The sequence below is a fragment of the Bacillus sp. F9_6S_D1_P_5 genome (genome assembly GCF_054823925.1).
On the sequence record NZ_JBTREW010000007.1, the window covers coordinates 133469 to 153193 of the forward strand.

General features: G+C 34.4%; 17 protein-coding genes, 1 pseudogene and 1 riboswitch. Of the genes and pseudogenes, 14 read left to right on the forward strand and 4 right to left on the reverse strand.

What is annotated here, in order from left to right; all coding sequences use genetic code 11:
- The first annotated feature begins 267 nt into the window (after nt 1–267).
- From topB to ACUXEY_RS10865, 3 genes are all read left to right on the forward strand, one after another.
- Nucleotides 268–2412, forward strand: a complete 2145-nt coding sequence (gene topB, locus ACUXEY_RS10855; protein WP_461300665.1) for a DNA topoisomerase III — start codon at nt 268–270, stop codon at nt 2410–2412.
- A gap of 268 nt (nt 2413–2680) precedes the next feature.
- Nucleotides 2681–3928, forward strand: coding sequence for a DUF4153 domain-containing protein (locus tag ACUXEY_RS10860; protein WP_461300666.1), 1248 nt, complete (start codon nt 2681–2683; stop codon nt 3926–3928).
- Nucleotides 3929–4012: 84 nt separating this feature from the next.
- Nucleotides 4013–4117: riboswitch (SAM riboswitch) on the forward strand.
- An 88-nt stretch (nt 4118–4205) separates the two neighbouring features.
- Entirely contained in the window at nt 4206–5447 is a 1242-nt protein-coding gene (locus ACUXEY_RS10865; RefSeq protein ID WP_461300667.1) for an MFS transporter, read from the forward strand.
- Nucleotides 5448–5495: 48 nt separating this feature from the next.
- Here the strand turns inward: ACUXEY_RS10865 and ACUXEY_RS10870 are convergent, their stop codons facing one another.
- The gene (locus ACUXEY_RS10870; protein ID WP_429602288.1) at nt 5496–6461 is read right to left on the reverse strand and encodes an arsenic resistance protein; all 966 of its coding nucleotides are present in this window, start codon (nt 6459–6461) and stop codon (nt 5496–5498) included.
- Between the two features lie 294 nt (nt 6462–6755).
- On the opposite strand from ACUXEY_RS10870, the gene ACUXEY_RS10875 reads away from it, so the two are divergent.
- From ACUXEY_RS10875 to ACUXEY_RS10895, 5 genes are all read left to right on the forward strand, one after another.
- Complete coding sequence (locus ACUXEY_RS10875; protein ID WP_088093074.1) at nt 6756–7448, forward strand: FMN-dependent NADH-azoreductase; 693 nt, start codon at nt 6756–6758, stop codon at nt 7446–7448.
- A 235-nt stretch (nt 7449–7683) separates the two neighbouring features.
- The gene (gene brnQ, locus ACUXEY_RS10880; RefSeq protein ID WP_429602287.1) at nt 7684–9042 is read left to right on the forward strand and encodes a branched-chain amino acid transport system II carrier protein; all 1359 of its coding nucleotides are present in this window, start codon (nt 7684–7686) and stop codon (nt 9040–9042) included.
- An 84-nt stretch (nt 9043–9126) separates the two neighbouring features.
- The gene (locus ACUXEY_RS10885; protein WP_000750833.1) at nt 9127–9546 is read left to right on the forward strand and encodes a VOC family protein; all 420 of its coding nucleotides are present in this window, start codon (nt 9127–9129) and stop codon (nt 9544–9546) included.
- A 331-nt stretch (nt 9547–9877) separates the two neighbouring features.
- Nucleotides 9878–11527: a copper resistance CopC/CopD family protein gene (locus ACUXEY_RS10890; RefSeq protein ID WP_461300668.1), complete on the forward strand. Its 1650-nt coding sequence runs from the start codon at nt 9878–9880 to the stop codon at nt 11525–11527.
- Nucleotides 11528–11561: 34 nt separating this feature from the next.
- A complete protein-coding gene (locus tag ACUXEY_RS10895) occupies nt 11562–12182 on the forward strand; it encodes a YcnI family copper-binding membrane protein (protein WP_327960448.1) in 621 nt (206 codons plus the stop codon).
- A gap of 123 nt (nt 12183–12305) precedes the next feature.
- Here ACUXEY_RS10895 and ACUXEY_RS10900 read toward each other — a convergent pair whose 3' ends face one another.
- Both ACUXEY_RS10900 and ACUXEY_RS10905 read right to left on the reverse strand, forming a co-directional pair.
- Nucleotides 12306–13082 carry an alpha/beta fold hydrolase gene (locus tag ACUXEY_RS10900; protein WP_461300669.1) on the reverse strand — a complete coding sequence of 259 codons (777 nt, stop codon included), beginning with the start codon at nt 13080–13082 and terminating at the stop codon, nt 12306–12308.
- Between the two features lie 122 nt (nt 13083–13204).
- Nucleotides 13205–14110 (reverse strand): DMT family transporter, encoded by a 906-nt coding sequence (locus tag ACUXEY_RS10905; RefSeq protein ID WP_327960451.1) that lies wholly within the window; start codon nt 14108–14110, stop codon nt 13205–13207.
- A 97-nt stretch (nt 14111–14207) separates the two neighbouring features.
- On the opposite strand from ACUXEY_RS10905, the gene ACUXEY_RS10910 reads away from it, so the two are divergent.
- From ACUXEY_RS10910 to ACUXEY_RS10925, 4 genes are all read left to right on the forward strand, one after another.
- Entirely contained in the window at nt 14208–15077 is an 870-nt protein-coding gene (locus ACUXEY_RS10910) for a LysR family transcriptional regulator (RefSeq protein ID WP_461300670.1), read from the forward strand.
- 120 nt (nt 15078–15197) lie between these two features.
- Nucleotides 15198–15629: an Rrf2 family transcriptional regulator gene (locus ACUXEY_RS10915; RefSeq protein WP_461300671.1), complete on the forward strand. Its 432-nt coding sequence runs from the start codon at nt 15198–15200 to the stop codon at nt 15627–15629.
- Nucleotides 15630–15700: 71 nt separating this feature from the next.
- Nucleotides 15701–16351, forward strand: coding sequence for a DsbA family oxidoreductase (locus tag ACUXEY_RS10920; RefSeq protein WP_048527329.1), 651 nt, complete (start codon nt 15701–15703; stop codon nt 16349–16351).
- A 57-nt stretch (nt 16352–16408) separates the two neighbouring features.
- A complete protein-coding gene (locus ACUXEY_RS10925) occupies nt 16409–17011 on the forward strand; it encodes a nitroreductase family protein (protein WP_071757879.1) in 603 nt (200 codons plus the stop codon).
- A 145-nt stretch (nt 17012–17156) separates the two neighbouring features.
- On the opposite strand, the gene ACUXEY_RS10930 is transcribed toward ACUXEY_RS10925, so the two are convergent.
- A complete protein-coding gene (locus ACUXEY_RS10930) occupies nt 17157–17576 on the reverse strand; it encodes a GNAT family N-acetyltransferase (protein ID WP_461300672.1) in 420 nt (139 codons plus the stop codon).
- 178 nt (nt 17577–17754) lie between these two features.
- On the opposite strand from ACUXEY_RS10930, the gene ACUXEY_RS10935 reads away from it, so the two are divergent.
- Both ACUXEY_RS10935 and ACUXEY_RS10940 read left to right on the forward strand, forming a co-directional pair.
- Nucleotides 17755–17886 carry a hypothetical protein gene (locus tag ACUXEY_RS10935; RefSeq protein ID WP_048527332.1) on the forward strand — a complete coding sequence of 44 codons (132 nt, stop codon included), beginning with the start codon at nt 17755–17757 and terminating at the stop codon, nt 17884–17886.
- 109 nt (nt 17887–17995) lie between these two features.
- Nucleotides 17996–19606: pseudogene (locus tag ACUXEY_RS10940) on the forward strand (amidase family protein).
- Nucleotides 19607–19725: the final 119 nt, after the last annotated feature.

Below are 19725 nucleotides of genomic sequence, written 5' to 3' on the forward strand. Positions count from 1 at the left end.
TTATATCTGCATATTATCTGCACAATTTCATAAATGTAAGTGAGAAGGCTCCTGATTTTTTTGGACGCCTTTTTAATTATGAGCATGTGAATGTAAGAGTTAAATGAAGAGTTTCTATTGTGAAGCCATAAAGAATAAGCGTATAATATTATAGGTCTCCCATTTGCGAGACGAACCGCGAATGATAAATAAGATTGTTGTTTTATCATCGCCTCTAAACAGATAGACAATGAACGTAACACTGGAATACAGATAGGGAGTTATAAAATGAAATTAATTATTGCCGAGAAACCAGATCAAGGTTTGGCTCTTGTTTCACAGTTTAAATTTCGCCGGAAAGATGGATATTTAGAAGTAGAAGCGAATGAGTTATTTCCAAATGGAGCGTACTGTACATGGGCAATTGGTCATTTGACGCAGTTATGTAATCCAGAGCATTATCACGCAGAGTGGAAAAAATGGTCACTTAATACGTTACCGATGATTCCAGAGCGTTTTCAATTTGAAGTAACAAAGTCGAAGTATAAACAGTTTAACGTTGTGAAACAGCTGTTACATAATCCTCAAGTAACAGAAATTATTCACGCAGGCGATGCTGGGCGTGAAGGGGAACTAATTGTACGAAACATTATTAATCTTTGTAACGTGCAAAAGCCGATGAAACGTCTTTGGATTTCATCTTTAACGAAGCAAGCAATTTATCAAGGGTTTAAAAACTTACTTGATGAATCAGATACGATTAATACGTATTACGAAGCATATACAAGATCTTGCGCTGATTGGGTCGTTGGTATGAATGCATCGCGTGTCTTTAGTATTTTGCTCAAGAAAAAAGGAATGAATGATGTATTTTCAGCTGGTCGTGTACAAACACCGACACTCGCGTTAATTGTAAAGCGTGAAAAAGAAATTGAAAACTTTAAGTCTGAGCCGTTTTGGGAAGTGTTCGCAACCTTTAATATAGAAGGAAAGAAGTATGAAGGGAAATGGGAGAAGGATAGTGAATCCCGCTTAAAAGACCCTGATATGGCAAATAAAATTGCGGCATTTTGCCAAGGAAAACCGGCTGAAGTGAAGGAAATGAAAACGGAGCGAAAAGAGTTTCAGCCACCGCTTTTATTTAACTTATCGTCACTGCAAGCAACTGCAAATAAAGCATTCAAATTTTCACCGAAAAAGACGCTTGATATAACGCAAGCATTATATCAAAAAGGAATTGTCTCTTATCCTCGTTCAGATTCCAACTATGTGACACAAGGAGAAGCAGCGACGTTCCCTGATATTTTGCAGAAGTTAAATCAGTTTGATGAATATAAAGGTTTATTACCAGCTCCAGTTGAATCAATTATGAATAATAAGCGTTACGTGAATGAAAAGAAAGTAACAGATCACTACGCCATTATTCCGACAGAGCAAGTTACAAACCCAAGCAGATTATCAGGTGATGAAAAGAAAATTTACGATATGATTGTAAGAAGACTTATTGCCGCTCACTATGAAGTCGCGATCTTTGATTATACAACGATTGTAACGCTTGTGGATGAACGTGCTGAATTCATATCAAAAGGAAAACAGCAAATTCAAGAAGGATGGCGTAAAGTAATTTTCCAAGATGATAAAGATGATGAAACAATTCTCCCAATTGTAGCTGAAGGTGAACAAGGGAAAGTTGTAAAGGTAAAAGTGAAAGAAGGAAAAACACAGCCACCGAAGCGTTATACAGAAGGGCAACTTATTACGTTAATGAAAACGGCAGGTAAGTATTTAGAGAACGAAGAGCTTGAAAAAGTATTAAAGAAAACAGAAGGTTTAGGTACAGAGGCAACGCGCGCTGGAATTATTACGATGCTGAAAGACCGTAAATATATAGATGTAAAGAAAAACCAAGTGTATGCAACCGATAAAGGGAAAGTATTAATTACCGCAATCGGTGATAAAATATTAGCTTCACCAGAAATGACTGCGAAATGGGAGCAGCGCCTTGCGGAAATCGGTGAAGGTACAGCATCACCAGCTACATTTATGGAACAAACGAAAAAGCTATCAGCTAAAATTATTGAAGATGCAGTGGAAATGTCGGAAAAATGGGATTTCACTGGATTACATGTTGAATCGATTGAGCGAAAAGGATCGAAATTTACAACAGGTAAAAAGGTTGGTAGCTGTAAAAAATGTGATGGCGATGTGATTGATAAGTCAACGTTTTACGGTTGTTCTAATTACAATACAACACAATGTGATTTTACCATCTCAAAGAAGATATTAAGCAAAACAATTTCGCAAAAGAATATGACAAAGCTCTTAAAAGGTGAAAAGACCGATTTAATTAAAGGCTTTACAAAGGGCGAGAAAACATTTGATGCGAAGTTAGAGTGGAAAGATAATAAGATTAATTTTGTGTTTGAGAATTAAGTAGTTTCAACCAATAAAAAAATATGATAATTAAACTGTATCCTATAGAATAGACACTTAAAAAAGTCTATTCTATAGGATATTTTTTTGAATAAGTAGTACTATTTATTTTTATTTAAAATAAAATATACAATAAAAAAATCTTTATAATTGATAATTTTTTATTGTAAAACAATAAATTTTATATTAAAATCAATATCATGATAAATCAGTGAGATGCTTTTTATAGAAAGGTAAAAACGCTGTTTTTATTAGAGGAGGTAAAACTATGAACAATCAAAATTTGATTATTAAAAATAGGGATAATCCTCATGAGTTGGAGAGAATGTATAGAAAAGACCCAAAAGCTTTTAAAAAGTCATTCTCACAAGCATGGGATGAAAACCCTGATTCTCAGGTACTAGCTGCTTGGTATGAAAGATTGCATTTCAAGGAGACGGCAAATAAAGAAAAAATATCACTGTTTCAAAAAGGTTTCTTATTCATGGGCATGTTAGCTATTTTAGCAGGGCTAAGCACTAGAATCATTTTCCACTTTGTTGAGCAGGAAGCAATTGCTCCAATTAACTTGGCTTTTGGTGTAATTCCCTTTATTGCTGCTTATTTTATTTACAATAATAATCCGAAAAAAAGTATTATTTATTTCCTTGCAGCGTTGTTCTTAATTGCCGGGTTGTATCTTAATATATTGCCATTAAATTATAAAGACAGCAGTATCCTTGCGTATTTACATCTTCCTATATTGCTATGGGTCTTATTGGGACTTGCGTTTACGGGAAATGAATATTCAAAAGGTAGTACAAGATTAGCGTATATTAAATTTAATTTAGAATATGGTCTTCTCTACGCGAGCATGGCAGTGAGCGGAATGATACTAGCATTATTCACAATGCGATTATTTAGCTTTGTTGACTTGGATATAGGAGAGTTCTATTTTAGTAATGTTGTTTTATTTGGAGCTGCCGCTCTCGCTGTAGTGGCTGCATACTTAGTATCATTGAATCTTAAACTTGCTAAAAATATTACACCATACATATCTAAAATTTTTAGTCCGCTTGTCTTGATCACATTGTTTATCTATCTTATAACGGTAATTTGGGTCGGGAAAAATCCATTCTTGGACCGCAATTTCCTAATGGCCTTCAACGGAATACTCCTTGGTGTATTGGCTGTTACTATATTTTCTATCGTTGAGAGTGAGTCAGACGAGAAAAAGAGCATTTCAGATTATATAAACTTTGCCTTAATTGTTTTGGCACTTATTATTGATACTGTCGCATTGTCAGCCATCGTATTCAGACTTTCTTCTTACGGGATTACACCTAATAGACTTGCTGTTTTAGGGGTAAACATACTGATTTGGGCAAATCTCATTTGGATTATGTTCTCCTATATGCGTTTTCTACAAAACAAATCAGGACCGACAGCTATCCAAGATGCCGTTACGAAGTATTTGCCAATATACGGAATTTGGGCAGCTTTCGTAATATTTACTTTTCCTATAATTTTTAATTAGAAAGACTTTGTTAACTGGATAGAAAAAATATATTGAAAGTATTTTGATGCGATATATAATAAATTTAGAGAATTGAATAATGACTTCTTATAAAGAGAGGTGGAGGGACTGGCCCTTTGAAACCTCAGCAACCTAATGTTATATAAGGTGCTAAATCCTGTAGGATCTAAAAGTCCTAAAAGATAAGAATGTGGGTATAAGTAAACCTTCTTCTTGTTTTGAAGAAGGTTTTTTGTATTTTACAGGATGGTGACGAAGAGAAGGAGAAGAAGAATATGTGAGTAGAAGGGAGAGTACAGTGAATAGTGAAGTTAGTAATAGAAAAGAGAATAGCTCTAGTATATGGGGTAATAAAGTTTTTTCTTATTTTTTCTTAGCAAGTTGTATTTCTTTAATAGGTAATTCTATGGTTACACTTGTTTTACCATTATGGGTAATGAAATTAACAAACTCGCCATTACTCGTTTCGGGGGTAAATATTGCGATTGCAACGGCAGCGATTCTGTTTGCTCCTATTACAGGAACATTAGCAGATCGAATGCCGAGAAGAAAACTTATGATAGTTGCAGATGTGATAAGGTGTATTGTCATGATTTTAATTGCTGTAATAGCATTTTATAATAATATGTTGTACATTCCATTACTACTTTTACTAATTTTACGCTCAATTGGAAGTGCCTTATTTACACCAGCTTCAAATGCAGCGTTAGTTACATATGTGGAAGAAAAGCATGTTCAGCAGGCGATTACATTGAGACAAATATCAATACAAATCATATCGATCGCAATTCCTTTGATGGCGAGCTTTTTGATTTTTATTTTTAGTTTTCATGGAGTATTTGTGTTAGATGCACTTACATTCTTTATATCGTTTTTAATTTTGATGAAAATTCAATTTCCACGTGAATTGAAAGTGGAGAAGAAGAAGCCGTTTTATGAAGATTTTAAAGAGGGATTTTCTATTATTAGTAATAATAAATCACTGAAAATCTTACTAATGAGCGCTGCAGCCATTAACTTACTTGGAGCAGCGTGTATGCTTTCACTGCAAGTAATAGTTGTTAGAGAGATGGATCTTTCTACGCAGTGGTATAGTATCGTCTTTGCGGCATCTCCGATAGGGATATTAATTGGGGCATTTATTACTAAAAAAATTCGTGCATATAAAACAATAACAACAGCACTTATATTTACTGCTATTATGGGGATTTTTAACGCTGCAATGGGTACGACATTGAATCCAATATTATTTTCAGTTTATTATTTTCTGTCAGGGATAGCTTTTGGAGTGAGTAATGTATATTTCGGGGTACTGTATAGAAAGTCAATTCCAAATGAAGTGCAAGGAAGATTCTTTGGTTTCCTAAACTCGTTATTATTAGTATCAACTCCGATTGGAATCGCAATAACGGGGTATTCCTTAGAGGCAATTTCATCTTCCATTATATTTATTGTAATTGGTATCATTACGTTTTTAGTTTCAGTTATTTCATTTTTAATAATGAATAAGGACAGATAATTCTATAATTTCTCGATAAAAAACGTCCCAAATTAGGACGTTTTTTTATTATGTATATTGCTGTTTTCTCTTAATAAACAACAACACCTGTGAAACACAAGCAAGTACTGGCAGTTCAATTAACGGTCCAATAACGAGTGCAAGTGCAATGAGAGGTTCGTCTGGAAAAGCTGTTACAGCAATAGCGAGTGCAACAGGCGAGTTTCTTGCTAAAGTTGTTAAGTTTAGACTTACTGTATCTTTATAAGATAAACGCATCATGCGTCCGATAAATTGCCCGAGTACAAAATTAATGATAAAGAACAATAGAACAGGAATGAGTAATAGGAAAACGACATTCATATTTTGTAGTAAATATTTACCTTGTGATGCAAACATCGCTACGATTGCTAAACTTAAAAATACAATTTGCGCAGAGCTGAAAAACGGAATGAGTGTATTCTCGAGTATTTCAGCCTTTTTCATTTTATTCATAATGAATTTTGTAGCGTGTGCAAGTACAAATGGTAAGATGATTACGATAACAATACTTTCTACTAAAACAGAAACCGCTACAGTCTTCATGACACCAGCAAATAAAAATAAATAAATGGGAAGGAGTAGTATTTGCAATATTAAATTTACAGGCAAAATGGCAGTAGAAAGTGCTACATTTCCTTTCGCTATTTCAGTAAAGATTAAGTACCAATCTGTACATGGAGTAACCATTAACATAATAAATCCAACCCAAAGTGCTGGGTGATCTGAAAGAAATAGTGCTCCTAACCCCCAAGCGAGTAAAGGTGTCCATACAAAATTAATAGTAAGGCTCGTTCCAGCAAATTTTAAATTGCGGAACCCGCTTTTTATTTCTTTCAATGGGATGCTGAGGAATAATCCATACAGCATGAAAAATAAGAAGGGGACAATAAATTGCTCGGAATACATATGTATCAAATGAAATTGTCCGAGTACGATGCCGCATGTAACAGCAAAAAGAATAATAAAAGTTTGAATCTTTTCTATAGTGCTCATGAGTAAATCCTTTCTAAATATGAATTGCCCTCTCTACATCCATTATACAAACAATAAAGTTAGAATGGGTGTATGAATTGTATTGTGGTCATTATTTTTAATTCGAGATATTATTTTTTATTTAAAGTTACTTGACTAAAGTAAGTAACTGTATTACAATCACTTACATAAGGTAATTAAATAACAAAAAGTTTTTTATGTTTGTACTTAAGGTATCTATTGGAACTTTTTACTAGAATAAGAATTTTTATGATGATGAATAATGAATATGATAAGAAAGTTTAGGTGAAGAAAATGGGATTATTTAGCTCGCTATTTGGTAAAAAAGAAGAAAATACAAAAGTAGAGGGGAATAAAACAATGTCAAAAGTATTATTTGTAAAAGCAAACGATCGTCCAGCGGAGCAAGCAGTTAGTTCAAGAATGTATGAAACATTTGTAAGTGCTTATAAAGAAGCGAACCCAAATACAGAAATTACGGAGTTAGATTTATTCGCATTAGATCTTCCGTATTACGGAAATATTGCTATTTCAGGTGGATACAAACGTAGTCAAGGAATGGAGTTAACAGCAGAAGAAGAGAAGGCTGTAGCTACGGTAGATCAATATTTAAATCAATTCTTAGAAGCTGATAAAGTTGTATTTGCCTTTCCACTATGGAACTTCACAGTGCCAGCGCCATTAATTACGTATATTTCATATTTATCTCAAGCTGGAAAAACATTTAAATATACAGCAAATGGTCCGGAAGGTTTAGCTGGTGATAAGAAAGTCGTTGTATTAGGTGCGCGTGGTTCAGATTACTCTTCAGAACAAATGGCTCCTATGGAAATGGCCGTTAATTATGTAACGAATGTACTTGGGTTCTGGGGAATTACAAATCCAGAGACTGTTGTAATTGAAGGGCACAATCAATATCCAGATCGTTCACAACAAATTGTTGAAGAAGGTTTAGAGAACGTTAAAAAAGTAGCGTCTAAATTTTAATTGATAATAAATGTAAAAAACCAACATGGATGACCATGTTGGTTTTTTAGTCTATTTCTATGTTAAAAAATGTATATTTATAAAATAAATGAAAAGTTTGAAAATAGTATTGCAAAATATTATATAGCAAACTATAATGAGGTCAAGAATAGTTGATAGTTGAATTAAAAATTCAGAAAATTCAATTAGTTAAAAATGGAAAATGAGATAAGGAAATTTGAATGGGGGTTATATTATGGCGAATAAAGTACCGTTTTCGTTCATAGTAGTTATTGGATTAATGTTATTTGCACTATTTTTTGGAGCAGGAAATTTAATATTCCCGGCAATGTTAGGGCAATCGGCAGGAGAGAATGTATGGATTGCAAACGCTGGATTTTTAGTAACAGGTGTAGGGTTACCATTACTAGGTGTACTAGCATTTGGTTTTTCGGGTAAAGATGATTTACAGTCATTAGCAAGTCGTGCTCACCCAGTGTTCGGGATTGTGTTTACAACAGTTTTATACTTAGCGATTGGTCCGTTATTTGCAATACCAAGAACAGGAAATGTTTCTTATGAAATTGGTCTTAAACCGTTTATGCCAGAAGGATTAGGTTCTACACCTTTAATTCTTTTCACGATTGTATTCTTTAGTATCACTTGTTTTTTTTCGCTAAATCCTGCGAAAATTGTCGATATTGTTGGAAAAATCTTAACGCCAATTAAGTTAACTTTCATTGGTATTTTAGTAATCGTTGCTTTTATACATCCGATTGGAGATATGCAAGCACCAGTGGAAGCTTATACGTCACATGCATTCTTTAAAGGATTCCAAGAAGGATACTTAACAATGGACACACTTGCATCATTCGTATTTGGAATTATTATCATTAATGCAATTAAAGAAAAAGGTGCAAAAACGAAAACACAAATTATGGTCGTTTGTGCAAAAGCAACAATCATTGCAGCATCTATTTTAGCAATTATCTATACAGCTCTTTCTTATATGGGTGCTTCAAGTGTTGCAAAGCTTGGACATTTAGAGAACGGTGGAGAAGTATTAGCGAAAGTTTCTAACTACTATTTTGGATCATATGGCGGAGTATTATTAGGATTAATGATTACAGTAGCTTGTTTAACAACTAGTGTGGGACTTGTATCAGCATGTTCTTCATTCTTCCATAAGTTATTCCCAAATGTTCCTTATAAAGCAATTGCAATCACGTTATGTGTATTTAGTGCCATTGTTGCAAACGTAGGATTAACACAATTAATCGCAGTTTCTGTTCCAGTATTAACAGCAATTTATCCGCTAGCCATTGTATTGATTTTCTTAACATTCTTCCATTCATTATTCAAAGGAAGAGCTGAAGTTTATCAAGTGAGCTTAATCGTAACATTTATCATTAGCTTATTCGATGGATTAAGTGCAGCTGGAGTTAACATTGAAGTAGTAAGCCGAGTGTTCACTAAATTCCTTCCCATGCAAGAAGTAGGATTAGGATGGATCTTACCAGCGATTATCGGTGGATTTATCGGATACGGCATTAGCATTATGAAAGTAAAAAATCAAGTTCAGCCAGCAGCTAGTACGAATAAGAAAATAAGTTAAGTGAAAAAAGTTATAGAATTTGATTCTATAACTTTTTTTGTTACTATTGATAAGGATAGAAAATAAAGTAGTAGGGGAAATAAAATGAAAAAAACAATTGATCATATCGGCATCGCAGTTCGAGATATAGATAGTACGATACGTTTTTATGAAAAGGTGTTGTTAGGAACTTTAATAGATCGTTACGTAAGTGAAGCTCCTGGTGTTGAAAGTGAAGTCGCCATTCTTGAAGTGGATGGAGATAGAATTGAATTACTTGCACCAACGAATAATACGACTTCACCAATTGCCAGATTTATAAAGCAAAAAGGTAAAGGTGTTCATCACGTTGCATATCGTGTCGATGATTTAGATGTAGCTTTAGAAGAATTAAAAGAACAAGGTATTCGAACGTTAGAGCATACACTTCGGATTAATAAGCACGGTAGAAGGTTAATTTATCTTAACCCAGCAGATACAGAGGGAACAATCATTGAGTATTGTGATTATCCGGAAGAGAAGTAGAGAAATTTTATGATGGAAGAAGGGTATTACGTAATAACGTAATACCTTTTTATTTATGTATTTCACACTTTCTTCACAAATGATTCACGATAACTTTTCTTCTTCAGGAACTTACATAAATATATTTTATGATATAATAACAATCGACTTTAAAAATGTAAGTTGTATCTATGAAGGTAGTTACTATTGTATTGGAAGTTTAGAGGTGAGAGAGAAATAAAGAGTTATATTGTATAGAAATTTATATTTAATCAGGTTAATATTTCGCCGGAGAATTGAACTTGGAAAGTTAAAGGAATGGAAGTATAGCGATGAGTAAGAAAGAAGTGAAATGATTGTGAAAGTAATGAAAAGGTTAGGGGCATGGTTATTAATTGCATGTGTACTTATCATATCGATGCCGAAAAGTGCATCTGCTCATGCGCACATTGTGAAATCAAACCCTGTTGAAAATGAAACGTTGAAGAAGGCACCATCTATTGTGAAAATTGAATTCGATGAGGATATACAAGTTTCACATTTTAATACATTGTTTGTAAGAGATACATCAGGTAAAAGAGTAGATTTAAAAGATGCTCATATCGATAAGAAAAAGAAAAAGTTATTAGAAGCAGGATTAAAAGAAAATTTGAAAGACGGACTCTACTCTATTCAGTGGAAAGTGATTTCTGCTGATGGGCATCCTATTCAAGGGGTTATTCCGTTCCGAATTGGGTCAGCAGAAGCGGGAGCAGAGGATATACAAGTAGAAGAGATGGGGTATGTCCCGCAAATAGACATGATTATAGAACGTGGAGTTCTATATACAAGTTTCTCACTATTTATAGGAGTACTGTTCTTTAATCTTATTATGTATAAAGGGAATGCAATCTCGGTTCAATCAAGAAGTAAAAAAATAATATGGATCTCATTAATTGGTATATTCATTAGTTTACTATTCAATCTACCATTGCAAGCGAAAATAAATGCAGATGTTTCATGGCTAGAAGCATTCGATCCGTTACTATTAAAAGAAACGTTACAGCTTTCTGTTTTTGGATATGTATGGATTACTCAAATGGTTCTTATTAGTTTGCTTATAATTGTTACGTATTTTGCGATGAAGTTTGAGAAGCTGTCGTCGTTTAAAGTATGGAGCATTCCGATAGTATTATTTATTGGGATACTTGTTATGAAAGCATTTAATAGTCATGCATATGGTTTAAAGTTTAAAGACATTGCTGTCGTTATGGATTTTCTGCATTTATTCGCAGCTTCATTATGGATTGGTGGTCTATCATCCATTATTCTTCTTTTACGTAAAGAGGATGACAAGTGGAGTAAGTATTGGGATATGATTAAGCGTTTTTCACCGTGGGCAACAGGTGCTGTCATTATGATTTTAATAACTGGTCTTTTTAACAGTACATTCTTTATTCCAACAATCCACTCGTTATTTGATACGAAGTATGGATTAGCTTTATTAGTGAAGATGCTTTTCTTCATTTTCATGGGGATATTGGGAATTGTACATTATGTAAAAGGGAAAATGAGAGCGCAGCAAGGATTAGGCGCTACGGTGAAAATAGAGTTTACCATTGGAATTATTATTTTCATAATCGTAGCTTTTATGACAAACGTACAAACACCGCCGATGCCTCCTACTGGACCTTTTACAGAGAGTAAACAATTAGATAATGGATATGAACTTACTTTACATGTAAGTCCTAATAAAGTAGGGCAAAATACATTCCATATTACTTTAAAGGATGAGAACGGACAACCTGTTACCGATATGGAGCAAATTATTTTAACTACGCAATCATTAGATATGAATATGGGAAAAGGTTCATTTAAAGTTTCGGCCGTGTCACCAGGAGAATATGAAGCGGAAGGGATGTATATTAACATGACAGGAAACTGGAATATACAAGTGCACGGATTAACAAAATCTCTTGATAGCTTTGATACGGATTATAAATTTATAGTAGGCGGCAGATAAAGAGAAGGTATAGATAAAAAGGAGCTAATAGAAAATGAAACGTATAAAAAAAATTGGCACAACAATGATCGCAACAATTATTGCAATGGGGATTTTTTCGTTACCTGTTAGTGCGCACGTTACTGTGAAACCAGCAACTTCGGACGTTAACTCTTGGGAGACTTACACGATAAAAGTACCAGTTGAAAAGAATGTAGCAACGACAAAAATCACATTGAAAATACCGTCTGGAGTGGAGTTCCAACAGTATGAACCAGTGCCAGGATGGAAAGTGGAAGAACAAAAAGATAATGATGGAAAAGTGAAAACTGTAGTATGGGAAGCAACAGGAGAAGGGATTTTACCCGGTCAGTTTCAGCGATTTACTTTCGTCGCTAAAAATCCGGATAAAGAACAAAAAATAGCTTGGGATGCATATCAACAATATAAAGACGGAGAAATTGTTGAATGGACAGGCGATGAAAAAGCTGAAAAACCACATTCACTTACTACAATTGCAAAAGGTACGTCATTAACAGGAGAACATGGTGAAGTGTCTAGTGTAGAAAAGAATGAAGGCACTAGTAATATGCAAGTAATAGCAATTGTCTTGTCTATTTTGGCGATTGTATCGTCGGTTGGTGCGTGTGTTTTTGTAGTACGTCGTAAAAGATAAGTAAGATTGAAAGGTCTCATCGTAAATAATGAGACCTTTTTTATTACGTCTATGGATTAGAAGGAATGAGGATATCGGCACTATTATAGCCACTCTATAATGAAATTTATTGATGTCTGGAATTTAATTGACGATTATGAAGTCTTCCGGCAGTATATCATGTTCGAGCCAGTTTTCAATTATAGTATTAAATAGTATGGGATTTGCTAAAGAGATCCCATGACCAATTTCAGGAACGATAATACCTGTGCAATTCGTATTATTTGCAAGGATTTCAGTCATCGAGACTTTCATAATTCTTTTTTCTTTATCTCCAACAGTTACTAATATATTACTATTAGCATCCTTGAAACCTTTTGGTATTGTAAACGACATATTCTCTTGTAATATCCTTACAAATGTATTTTTATTTACTTGACAACTGTCATGATAATAGTTATCAAATTGTGTTTCATCTATGTACATTGATTTTGCTTGTATTTTGGAAAATGTCTTACTCTTTACTAGACAGTAGGTTAAGCTAAGAGAGCTTATTAATGTTTTAGCGAAAGGAATTGGTTTAACTAATGCGCTATTTACCATAGCATATTGAATTAAGTTTGGTTTCATGCTGAGCATAGCAATTAATACTTGAGCGCCTAATGAAAACCCAATTACTATAACAGTTTTACCTTGTCCTTTTTCTTCAATTAGTTCTATGATTTTTTGAGCACTAAAGTTTATTGAGAAATGATCTTTACTTCTGTTTTTTCCTTGCTCATGTAAATCAGGAACAAGGCAGTGAAAGTTAGTAAAATGTTTAATTTGCTTGTCCCACATCCATCCACTGACTCCGCCCCCATGAATAAAAACTATAAGTGGAGAGCTTGAATCTCCAAATTCTTTATACTGTAAAACCATATAATTCCCCCTTATGATTAGAATTGTTAGTTCATCCATGTATAGTAGAAGTAATATTTTTATTACTTAAGTATCATCATACAATAAGAAAGAGCCTACAAACAGTAGGCTCTTTCTCATATTTATTTCACTTCAACCTGCTGCCTTACAGCAAGTGTTTTCGGCTTTATATTTACGAAACAAATACTCACCACAATAAATAATAGTCCGATGAATAAGCTAATAGTAATGGCCTCATGTAAGAAAATTGAACTTACAATTATAGCAATTAGAGGAATAAGGAATGTATAAGCCCCAACTTTACTTGCTTCACCAGCTCCAACAAGAGTGAAGTATGCAAGCCATCCCATTGCAATAACAAAGAATGAAATAAAGAGTAGTACGCTAACAAATGGTATACTCCAAGCGATACTAGACCAGCTTTCAAACTCTGATCCAAATCCAATTAAGCAAAGCCCACCAATAATAAGCTGAAGTGTTACCATCCAAATGGAATTAACGCGGTGCCCAGTCTTCTTAATAAATACTGTGCCAAGTGCCCAGCCAATCGCGCATCCTAACGCGAGAAGAATTCCGATAATAGAAATATGTCCAGTTAAACTACTAGAGCTAATAACACCTACGCCAATAAATCCAAGAACAAGCCCGAAAATTTTTAAGCCGTACATAGATTCTTCAAGCCAAATCCATGAGAAAATGCCGAGTAAAACTGGTTGTAGAAATACGATGGCGGAAAATAGCCCAGCAGGCATATATTGAAGACCGACAGTTTGTAATCCGTAAAATATAATGATGTTAAGTAAAGAAGAAATAACGTATAAATACCAAGTTTCTTTTAAGTGTAACTCTTTGTATTTCGGTAATGCGAACAGGAGTAAAATGAATCCTCCAATTAAAGTTCGAACGCCTGCAAATAAAACGGGTGGTGTATAATGCAGGGCGAACTTTGATAAAGGCCAATTGATCCCCCACATGAAAACGAGAAAGGTAAGGATGATGGCCGTCTTAGTTCGAGAAAGCTGTGTCACGGTAAGACCTCCTTGTTGTTATTCATTTCACTATGATATGATATCGACTGTAATAAATAAAATGAATCTTTTTTATAAGGAGTATAAGTGATTAGTTATGACCATTACACAACTGCAAGTATTAATAAAAACTGTTGAGTTAGGTAGTTTTACGAAGGCGGCCCGGGTGTTAAATATGACGCAGCCAGCAGTCAGTCATGCCATTTCAAGTATTGAGTCAGAGTTAGGAGTTACTATTCTTATACGTGATAAACGAAAAGGGCTAATTGTTACGGATGTAGGAAACAGAATTCTTGTACATATTAGAGAGATTTTGAACGGTGTAGAGAAGATTGAACAAGAAGTTGCGATGGAGAAAGGGCACGAAGTTGGGACGATTCGAATTGGGAGTTTTCCGAGTGCTTCTGCACATTTCTTACCGAAAATGATAAACCATTTTAAGGAGAAGTATCCGAACTTAGAGGTCGTTCTTTGCGAAGGAACGATTCAAGAGGTTGAAGATTGGTTAGTATCGAGGGTTGTTGATATAGGAATTGTTATTTTGCCTAATAAAGAGATGGAGATTGTTCCATTAACGAAAGGAAAAATGGTTGTTATCTTAAGAGATGACCATCCTCTTTGTAAGAAGGGCTCTATTACAATTAGTGATTTAGAGAATGAACCAATCATATTATGTAAGGGCGGATATGAACCACCCATTATTGATATGTTTAAACAAGCCAACGTACCACTGCGGGCTGAGTATGTAATATCAACCGTTACTACAGCTTTAAACATGATTCAAGAAGGGCTAGGTATTGCAATATTAGCCGAATTATCTTTAACGAATTTACCACAGAATGTGCAAACGAGGGAATTGGAACCACAAGTATGGAGAGAAATTGCTTTAGCTGTTCCTTCATTAAAGGATTCTTCAATAGCTGTGCAGCTATTTATAGAGGAATTTCAAGCGCTATTTGCAGAGTAAAAAGAGGTGTCTCATATATCTAAATGGGACACTTTTTAATTTGCTTATAAAAAATTTATGAAAAGGATTGACTTATCTTTCGGTTGTAACTATAATGATTACATCGAGGTGATGATCACGATGAAAATTAGTAGCCGCTTTTCTATAGCTGTTCATATTTTATCTATTTTGAAAAATAATCCATCTTCACTTTGTACTTCAGACTATATGGCTGAAAGTGTAAACACAAATCCAGTAGTCATTCGCAAAATCATGTCGTACTTGAAACAAGCGGGTTTTGTATATGTAAACCGCGGTCCAGGTGGTGCGGGATTATTAAAGAATTTGCATGGAATCACATTGTTAGATGTGTATCATGCAGTGAATGTAGTGGAAGAGGATAAATTATTTCATATTCACGAGCAACCAAATCCAGATTGTCCAATTGGAGCGAATATTCAAGCCGTATTAGAAGTTATATTAATACAAGCGCAATCTGCGATGGAGGAAGTTTTAAGAAATATTACGATGGGGCAGTTGTTTGAAACTTTGCAAGAAAAAATGAATACTTAAATCATATTTATATTTTTTTATTATTAATGTAACTGTCTTGATTACAACTATGAAGGTAAGGTGTAAAAGTTATGACTGTAAAAATGAAAGTATACTCAGATTTTATATGTCCATTTTGTTTTTTAGCAAAAGGTCCATTAGATGAAGTAGCGAAAGAGAAAGATGTAGAAATTGAATGGATGCCATTTGAATTACGTCCAAGTCCATATTCAAAAATAGATCCATGGAATGAGCCAGAAAAATTAGGTTCATGGGATGCTTTCATTCTTCCAACTGCGAAGAAGTTAGGAATCGATATGCGTTTGCCGCGTGTTTCTCCGCATCCATATACACATTTAGCTTTTGAAGGATGTCAATTTGCGAAAGAACGTGGACTTGGAAATGAGTATCATCACCGCGTATTCACAGCATTTTTCCAAGAAGAGCAAAACATTGAAGATATTGATGTTTTAACAAAATTAGCAGTAGAAGTAGGTCTTCCTGAAGCCGAATTTAAAGATGCTTTAGTAACTCGTAAATATAAAGAAAAGCATGAAGAAGCAATTCAGCACGCATATGATGAAGCGAATATTATGGCTGTTCCAACTGTCATGATTGGAGATGAAGTCATTCAAGGACTTGCTAGTAAAGAAACGCTACAAAGAGTAATTGATAAAGAAATTGAAAAGGAAAAAACAAATTCATTTGAAGGTATGCAGTGTAATACAGATGGATATTGCTAATTCGCTTGTTATGAAATAACAAAATAAATTATAAAACAAATATTTGGAGGAATTAACATGTCAGCAACTACAACAAACTTAAAAGAAGCAATCGTGAACCGTCGTTCCATTCGTAAAGTAACAAAAAACGATGCAATTACGAAAGAAAGAATTGAAGAAGTTTTAAAAACAGCTTTACACGCACCAACATCTTTCAATATGCAAAGTGGCCGAATGGTTGTATTAATGGATGGAGAGCATGAAAAGTTTTGGGATATTGTTAAAGAAACATTAAGAGCCCGCGTACCAGCAGAAAACTTTGAAGCGACTGTAGAAAGATTAAAAGGTTTCCATGCGGGTGTTGGGACTGTGTTATTCTTTGAAGATCAAGCAACAGTAGAAAAAATGCAAGAAAATGCACCATTATATAAAGATCAGTTCCCATTCTGGTCTCATCAAGGAAATGCAATGTTACAACATACAGTATGGATGTTATTATCAGCTGAAGGAATTGGCGCATCTCTGCAACACTACAATCCAATCGTAGATGCTGAAGTGAAAGAAACTTGGAACATTCCAGCAGAGTGGAACTTAGTAGGACAAATGCCATTTGGTGAGCCAAATGAACAACCAGGAGAAAGAACATTTTTACCTACTGAAGATGTAGTGAAATTTTATTAAGAAATTTAATATATAAAGAGTGAAATAAAAGGAGAGTACATATTATCCATAAATGTACTCTCCTTTCGTATGTAATGTTAAACTCTTATTGCAAGCGCAATTACCTACATAGGAATCGAAGTCCTTCCTTACAATTAAAAATCTATTATGTTTTTGAAATGACAGTAAACATCCCCGTCATGTTTGGTGAGTAATCCTTAAAATCAAATTTCTCATAGAACGATTCTTTACCTTCTGATGCAAACAAACCGACAAACGCTTTATCAGGGGCATTTTCATGTAAGTATGTAACTAAACGATGCATGATTTCTTTCCCGATACCATGTTTCTGATAATTCGGATGAACTACTATATCTTGAATATAGAAATAGATAGATCCGTCACCAACAATTCGCCCCATGCCGATTATTTGTTCATTATCTTTCACTGTGATGCAGTGAATAGAATTCTTCAGTGAAATATTTGCTACATCAAAATTCATATAATTAGTCCATCCAACAGAATCACACAAATATTTGTACTCTTCTAATGTTGGAATGTTATGTTTAAACTCATATGTTTTCAAAATGTTCCCTCCAAGCCCTTAAATTCAACAAGTATATACATTCGACATTTTTTTATCGTTTCCTCTTACGTAATTGCCCTTAGGTGTTGAATTTCGGGCAGTTTCCTTATTTGTATTAATTTATAAGGGTTTAGGGAAAAAATATTAGAAATAATGCAATAGAAAGGGAAGTGGAAAAATGAATGATGAGAAAAAATATACAGTAGTAGGTACTGATGTTGAGGAAGTAAAACGTTTAAATAAAGATTCAGGGTTAACGTATAATCAAGTGAAGGAATTATTAGTGAAGCAAATGCAAAAAAAGAAGTAATGAAATTGAAATTCTTCATTTTTTCATTTAGCATTTTAATAAGAGAGGGTTACAAGGGTAACTCTCTTTTTCCATACAATTGAGCAACTTTTAGAGTGGAGGAAACAACATGAAAAAGTGGGTAAAGATAACGTTATCGATCGCTGGAGGTATTGTCCTGTTGGCATGTGCCGGAGGATATTACGTGTATAAAAATTATTTTCCAAAGGAACCTGAGCGTATCGTATATGATAAAGATAGAGTGTTAAAACCGATACATAACCAGTTAAAAGGAATTAATATAGAAAGCGTAAAGATAAAATAAAAAGAAGTCGTAAATGCGACTGTAGATGAGATTCAAAAAATGATTGATGATGGGAAATTATCATATGAAGAATTAACGAGTATATATCTTTTTAGAATACAAGAGCATGACCAAAATGGAATATCATTAAATGCTGTTACAGAGATTAATCCAAATGCAATGGAAGAAGCGCGAAAGTTAGATAAAGAAAGGTTATTAAAAAAGAAGTCGAACTTATACGGCATGCCGGTCATCGTAAAAGATAATGTACAAACGGAAAAGGTGATGCCGACAAGCGCGGGTACTTATGTGTTAAAAGATTGGATTGCAGATGAAGATGCGACGGTCGTGAAGAAGTTGAAAGAAGAAGGTGCTTTCGTCTTAGGAAAAGCGAATATGTCTGAGTGGGCAAATTATTTATCTTTTACAATGCCTAGCGGATATAGCGGGAAAAAAGGACAAAATTTGAATCCATACGGTCCGATTATGTTTGATACATCGGGATCAAGTTCTGGATCTGCTACAGTAGTTGCGGCAGATTTTGCACCACTTGCAATCGGGACGGAAACGACTGGATCGATTGTAGCACCAGCGACGCAGCAATCCGTAGTTGGATTACGTCCATCACTAGGTATGGTGAGTAGATCAGGCATTATTCCGTTAGCTGAAACACTTGATACAGCAGGACCGATGGCAAGAACGGTAAAGGATGCCGCGACGTTATTTAACATAATGGTAAGTTATGATGAAAAAGATGCTATGACAGAAAAAATGAAAGAAAAAGAAAGTGTGGATTATGCGAAGGATTTATCGATAGACGGATTGAAAGGGAAAAAAATAGGAGTTCTTTTTTCAATAGATCGACAAGGTGAAAATAGAAAAGAAGTAGCAGAGAAGATTAGAAAAGACCTTCAAGATGCAGGTGCGATCTTGACTGATGATATTCAGTTAAACGCTGAGGGTGTAGATAATCTACAAACATTAGAATATGAATTCAAACATAATGTTAACGATTTTCTTTCAAAGCAAAAAGATGTGCCGGTAAAATCGTTAGAAGAGATTATAGCTTTTAATAAAAAGGATAGTAATAGACGAATAAAATACGGACAAACATTAATTGAGGGATCTGACAAATCTGCTATAACGAAAGTTGAGTTTCAAAAAGTAGTGCAAACGAGCCAAGATAATGCAAGAAAAGAGCTAGATAGGTATTTAATAGAAAAAGGTTTGGATGCTTTAGTTATGATTAACAACTCTGAAGTTCTTCTATCAGCTGTAGCTGGGTATCCAGAGTTAGCAGTGCCAGCAGGATATGATAACAATGGAGAGCCGGTAGGTGCGGTATTTGTCGGGAAGCAATTTGGTGAAAAGCAACTGTTCAATATTGGATATGCGTATGAGCAGCAGTCTAAAAATAGAAGATCACCAAAACTGTAAAAGAGTAAACGGAAAAAGAGTTTCACTGAAATATGTTGGTAGGCTGGAATGAAAAGAATCTAACAATATGAAAAGAAAAAAGGATTCTTCTCAATTAGTAAGAAAGATTGTCTATAGAG

Excerpts from the sequence above, each read along its gene's own strand:
- ACUXEY_RS10925 (WP_071757879.1), top strand. The coding sequence starts at position 16,409 with ATGTCAGCAACTACAACAAACTTAAAAGAAGCAATCGTGAACCGTCGT.
- ACUXEY_RS10900 (WP_461300669.1), bottom strand. The coding sequence starts at position 13,082 with ATGGTTTTACAGTATAAAGAATTTGGAGATTCAAGCTCTCCACTTATA.
- ACUXEY_RS10895 (WP_327960448.1), top strand. The coding sequence starts at position 11,562 with ATGAAACGTATAAAAAAAATTGGCACAACAATGATCGCAACAATTATT.
- topB (WP_461300665.1), top strand. The coding sequence starts at position 268 with ATGAAATTAATTATTGCCGAGAAACCAGATCAAGGTTTGGCTCTTGTT.
- ACUXEY_RS10890 (WP_461300668.1), top strand. The coding sequence starts at position 9,878 with ATGATTGTGAAAGTAATGAAAAGGTTAGGGGCATGGTTATTAATTGCA.
- ACUXEY_RS10935 (WP_048527332.1), top strand. The coding sequence starts at position 17,755 with ATGAATGATGAGAAAAAATATACAGTAGTAGGTACTGATGTTGAGGAA.
- ACUXEY_RS10910 (WP_461300670.1), top strand. The coding sequence starts at position 14,208 with ATGACCATTACACAACTGCAAGTATTAATAAAAACTGTTGAGTTAGGT.
- ACUXEY_RS10920 (WP_048527329.1), top strand. The coding sequence starts at position 15,701 with ATGACTGTAAAAATGAAAGTATACTCAGATTTTATATGTCCATTTTGT.
- ACUXEY_RS10915 (WP_461300671.1), top strand. The coding sequence starts at position 15,198 with ATGAAAATTAGTAGCCGCTTTTCTATAGCTGTTCATATTTTATCTATT.
- ACUXEY_RS10885 (WP_000750833.1), top strand. The coding sequence starts at position 9,127 with ATGAAAAAAACAATTGATCATATCGGCATCGCAGTTCGAGATATAGAT.
- ACUXEY_RS10875 (WP_088093074.1), top strand. The coding sequence starts at position 6,756 with ATGGGATTATTTAGCTCGCTATTTGGTAAAAAAGAAGAAAATACAAAA.
- ACUXEY_RS10860 (WP_461300666.1), top strand. The coding sequence starts at position 2,681 with ATGAACAATCAAAATTTGATTATTAAAAATAGGGATAATCCTCATGAG.
- ACUXEY_RS10870 (WP_429602288.1), bottom strand. The coding sequence starts at position 6,461 with ATGAGCACTATAGAAAAGATTCAAACTTTTATTATTCTTTTTGCTGTT.
- brnQ (WP_429602287.1), top strand. The coding sequence starts at position 7,684 with ATGGCGAATAAAGTACCGTTTTCGTTCATAGTAGTTATTGGATTAATG.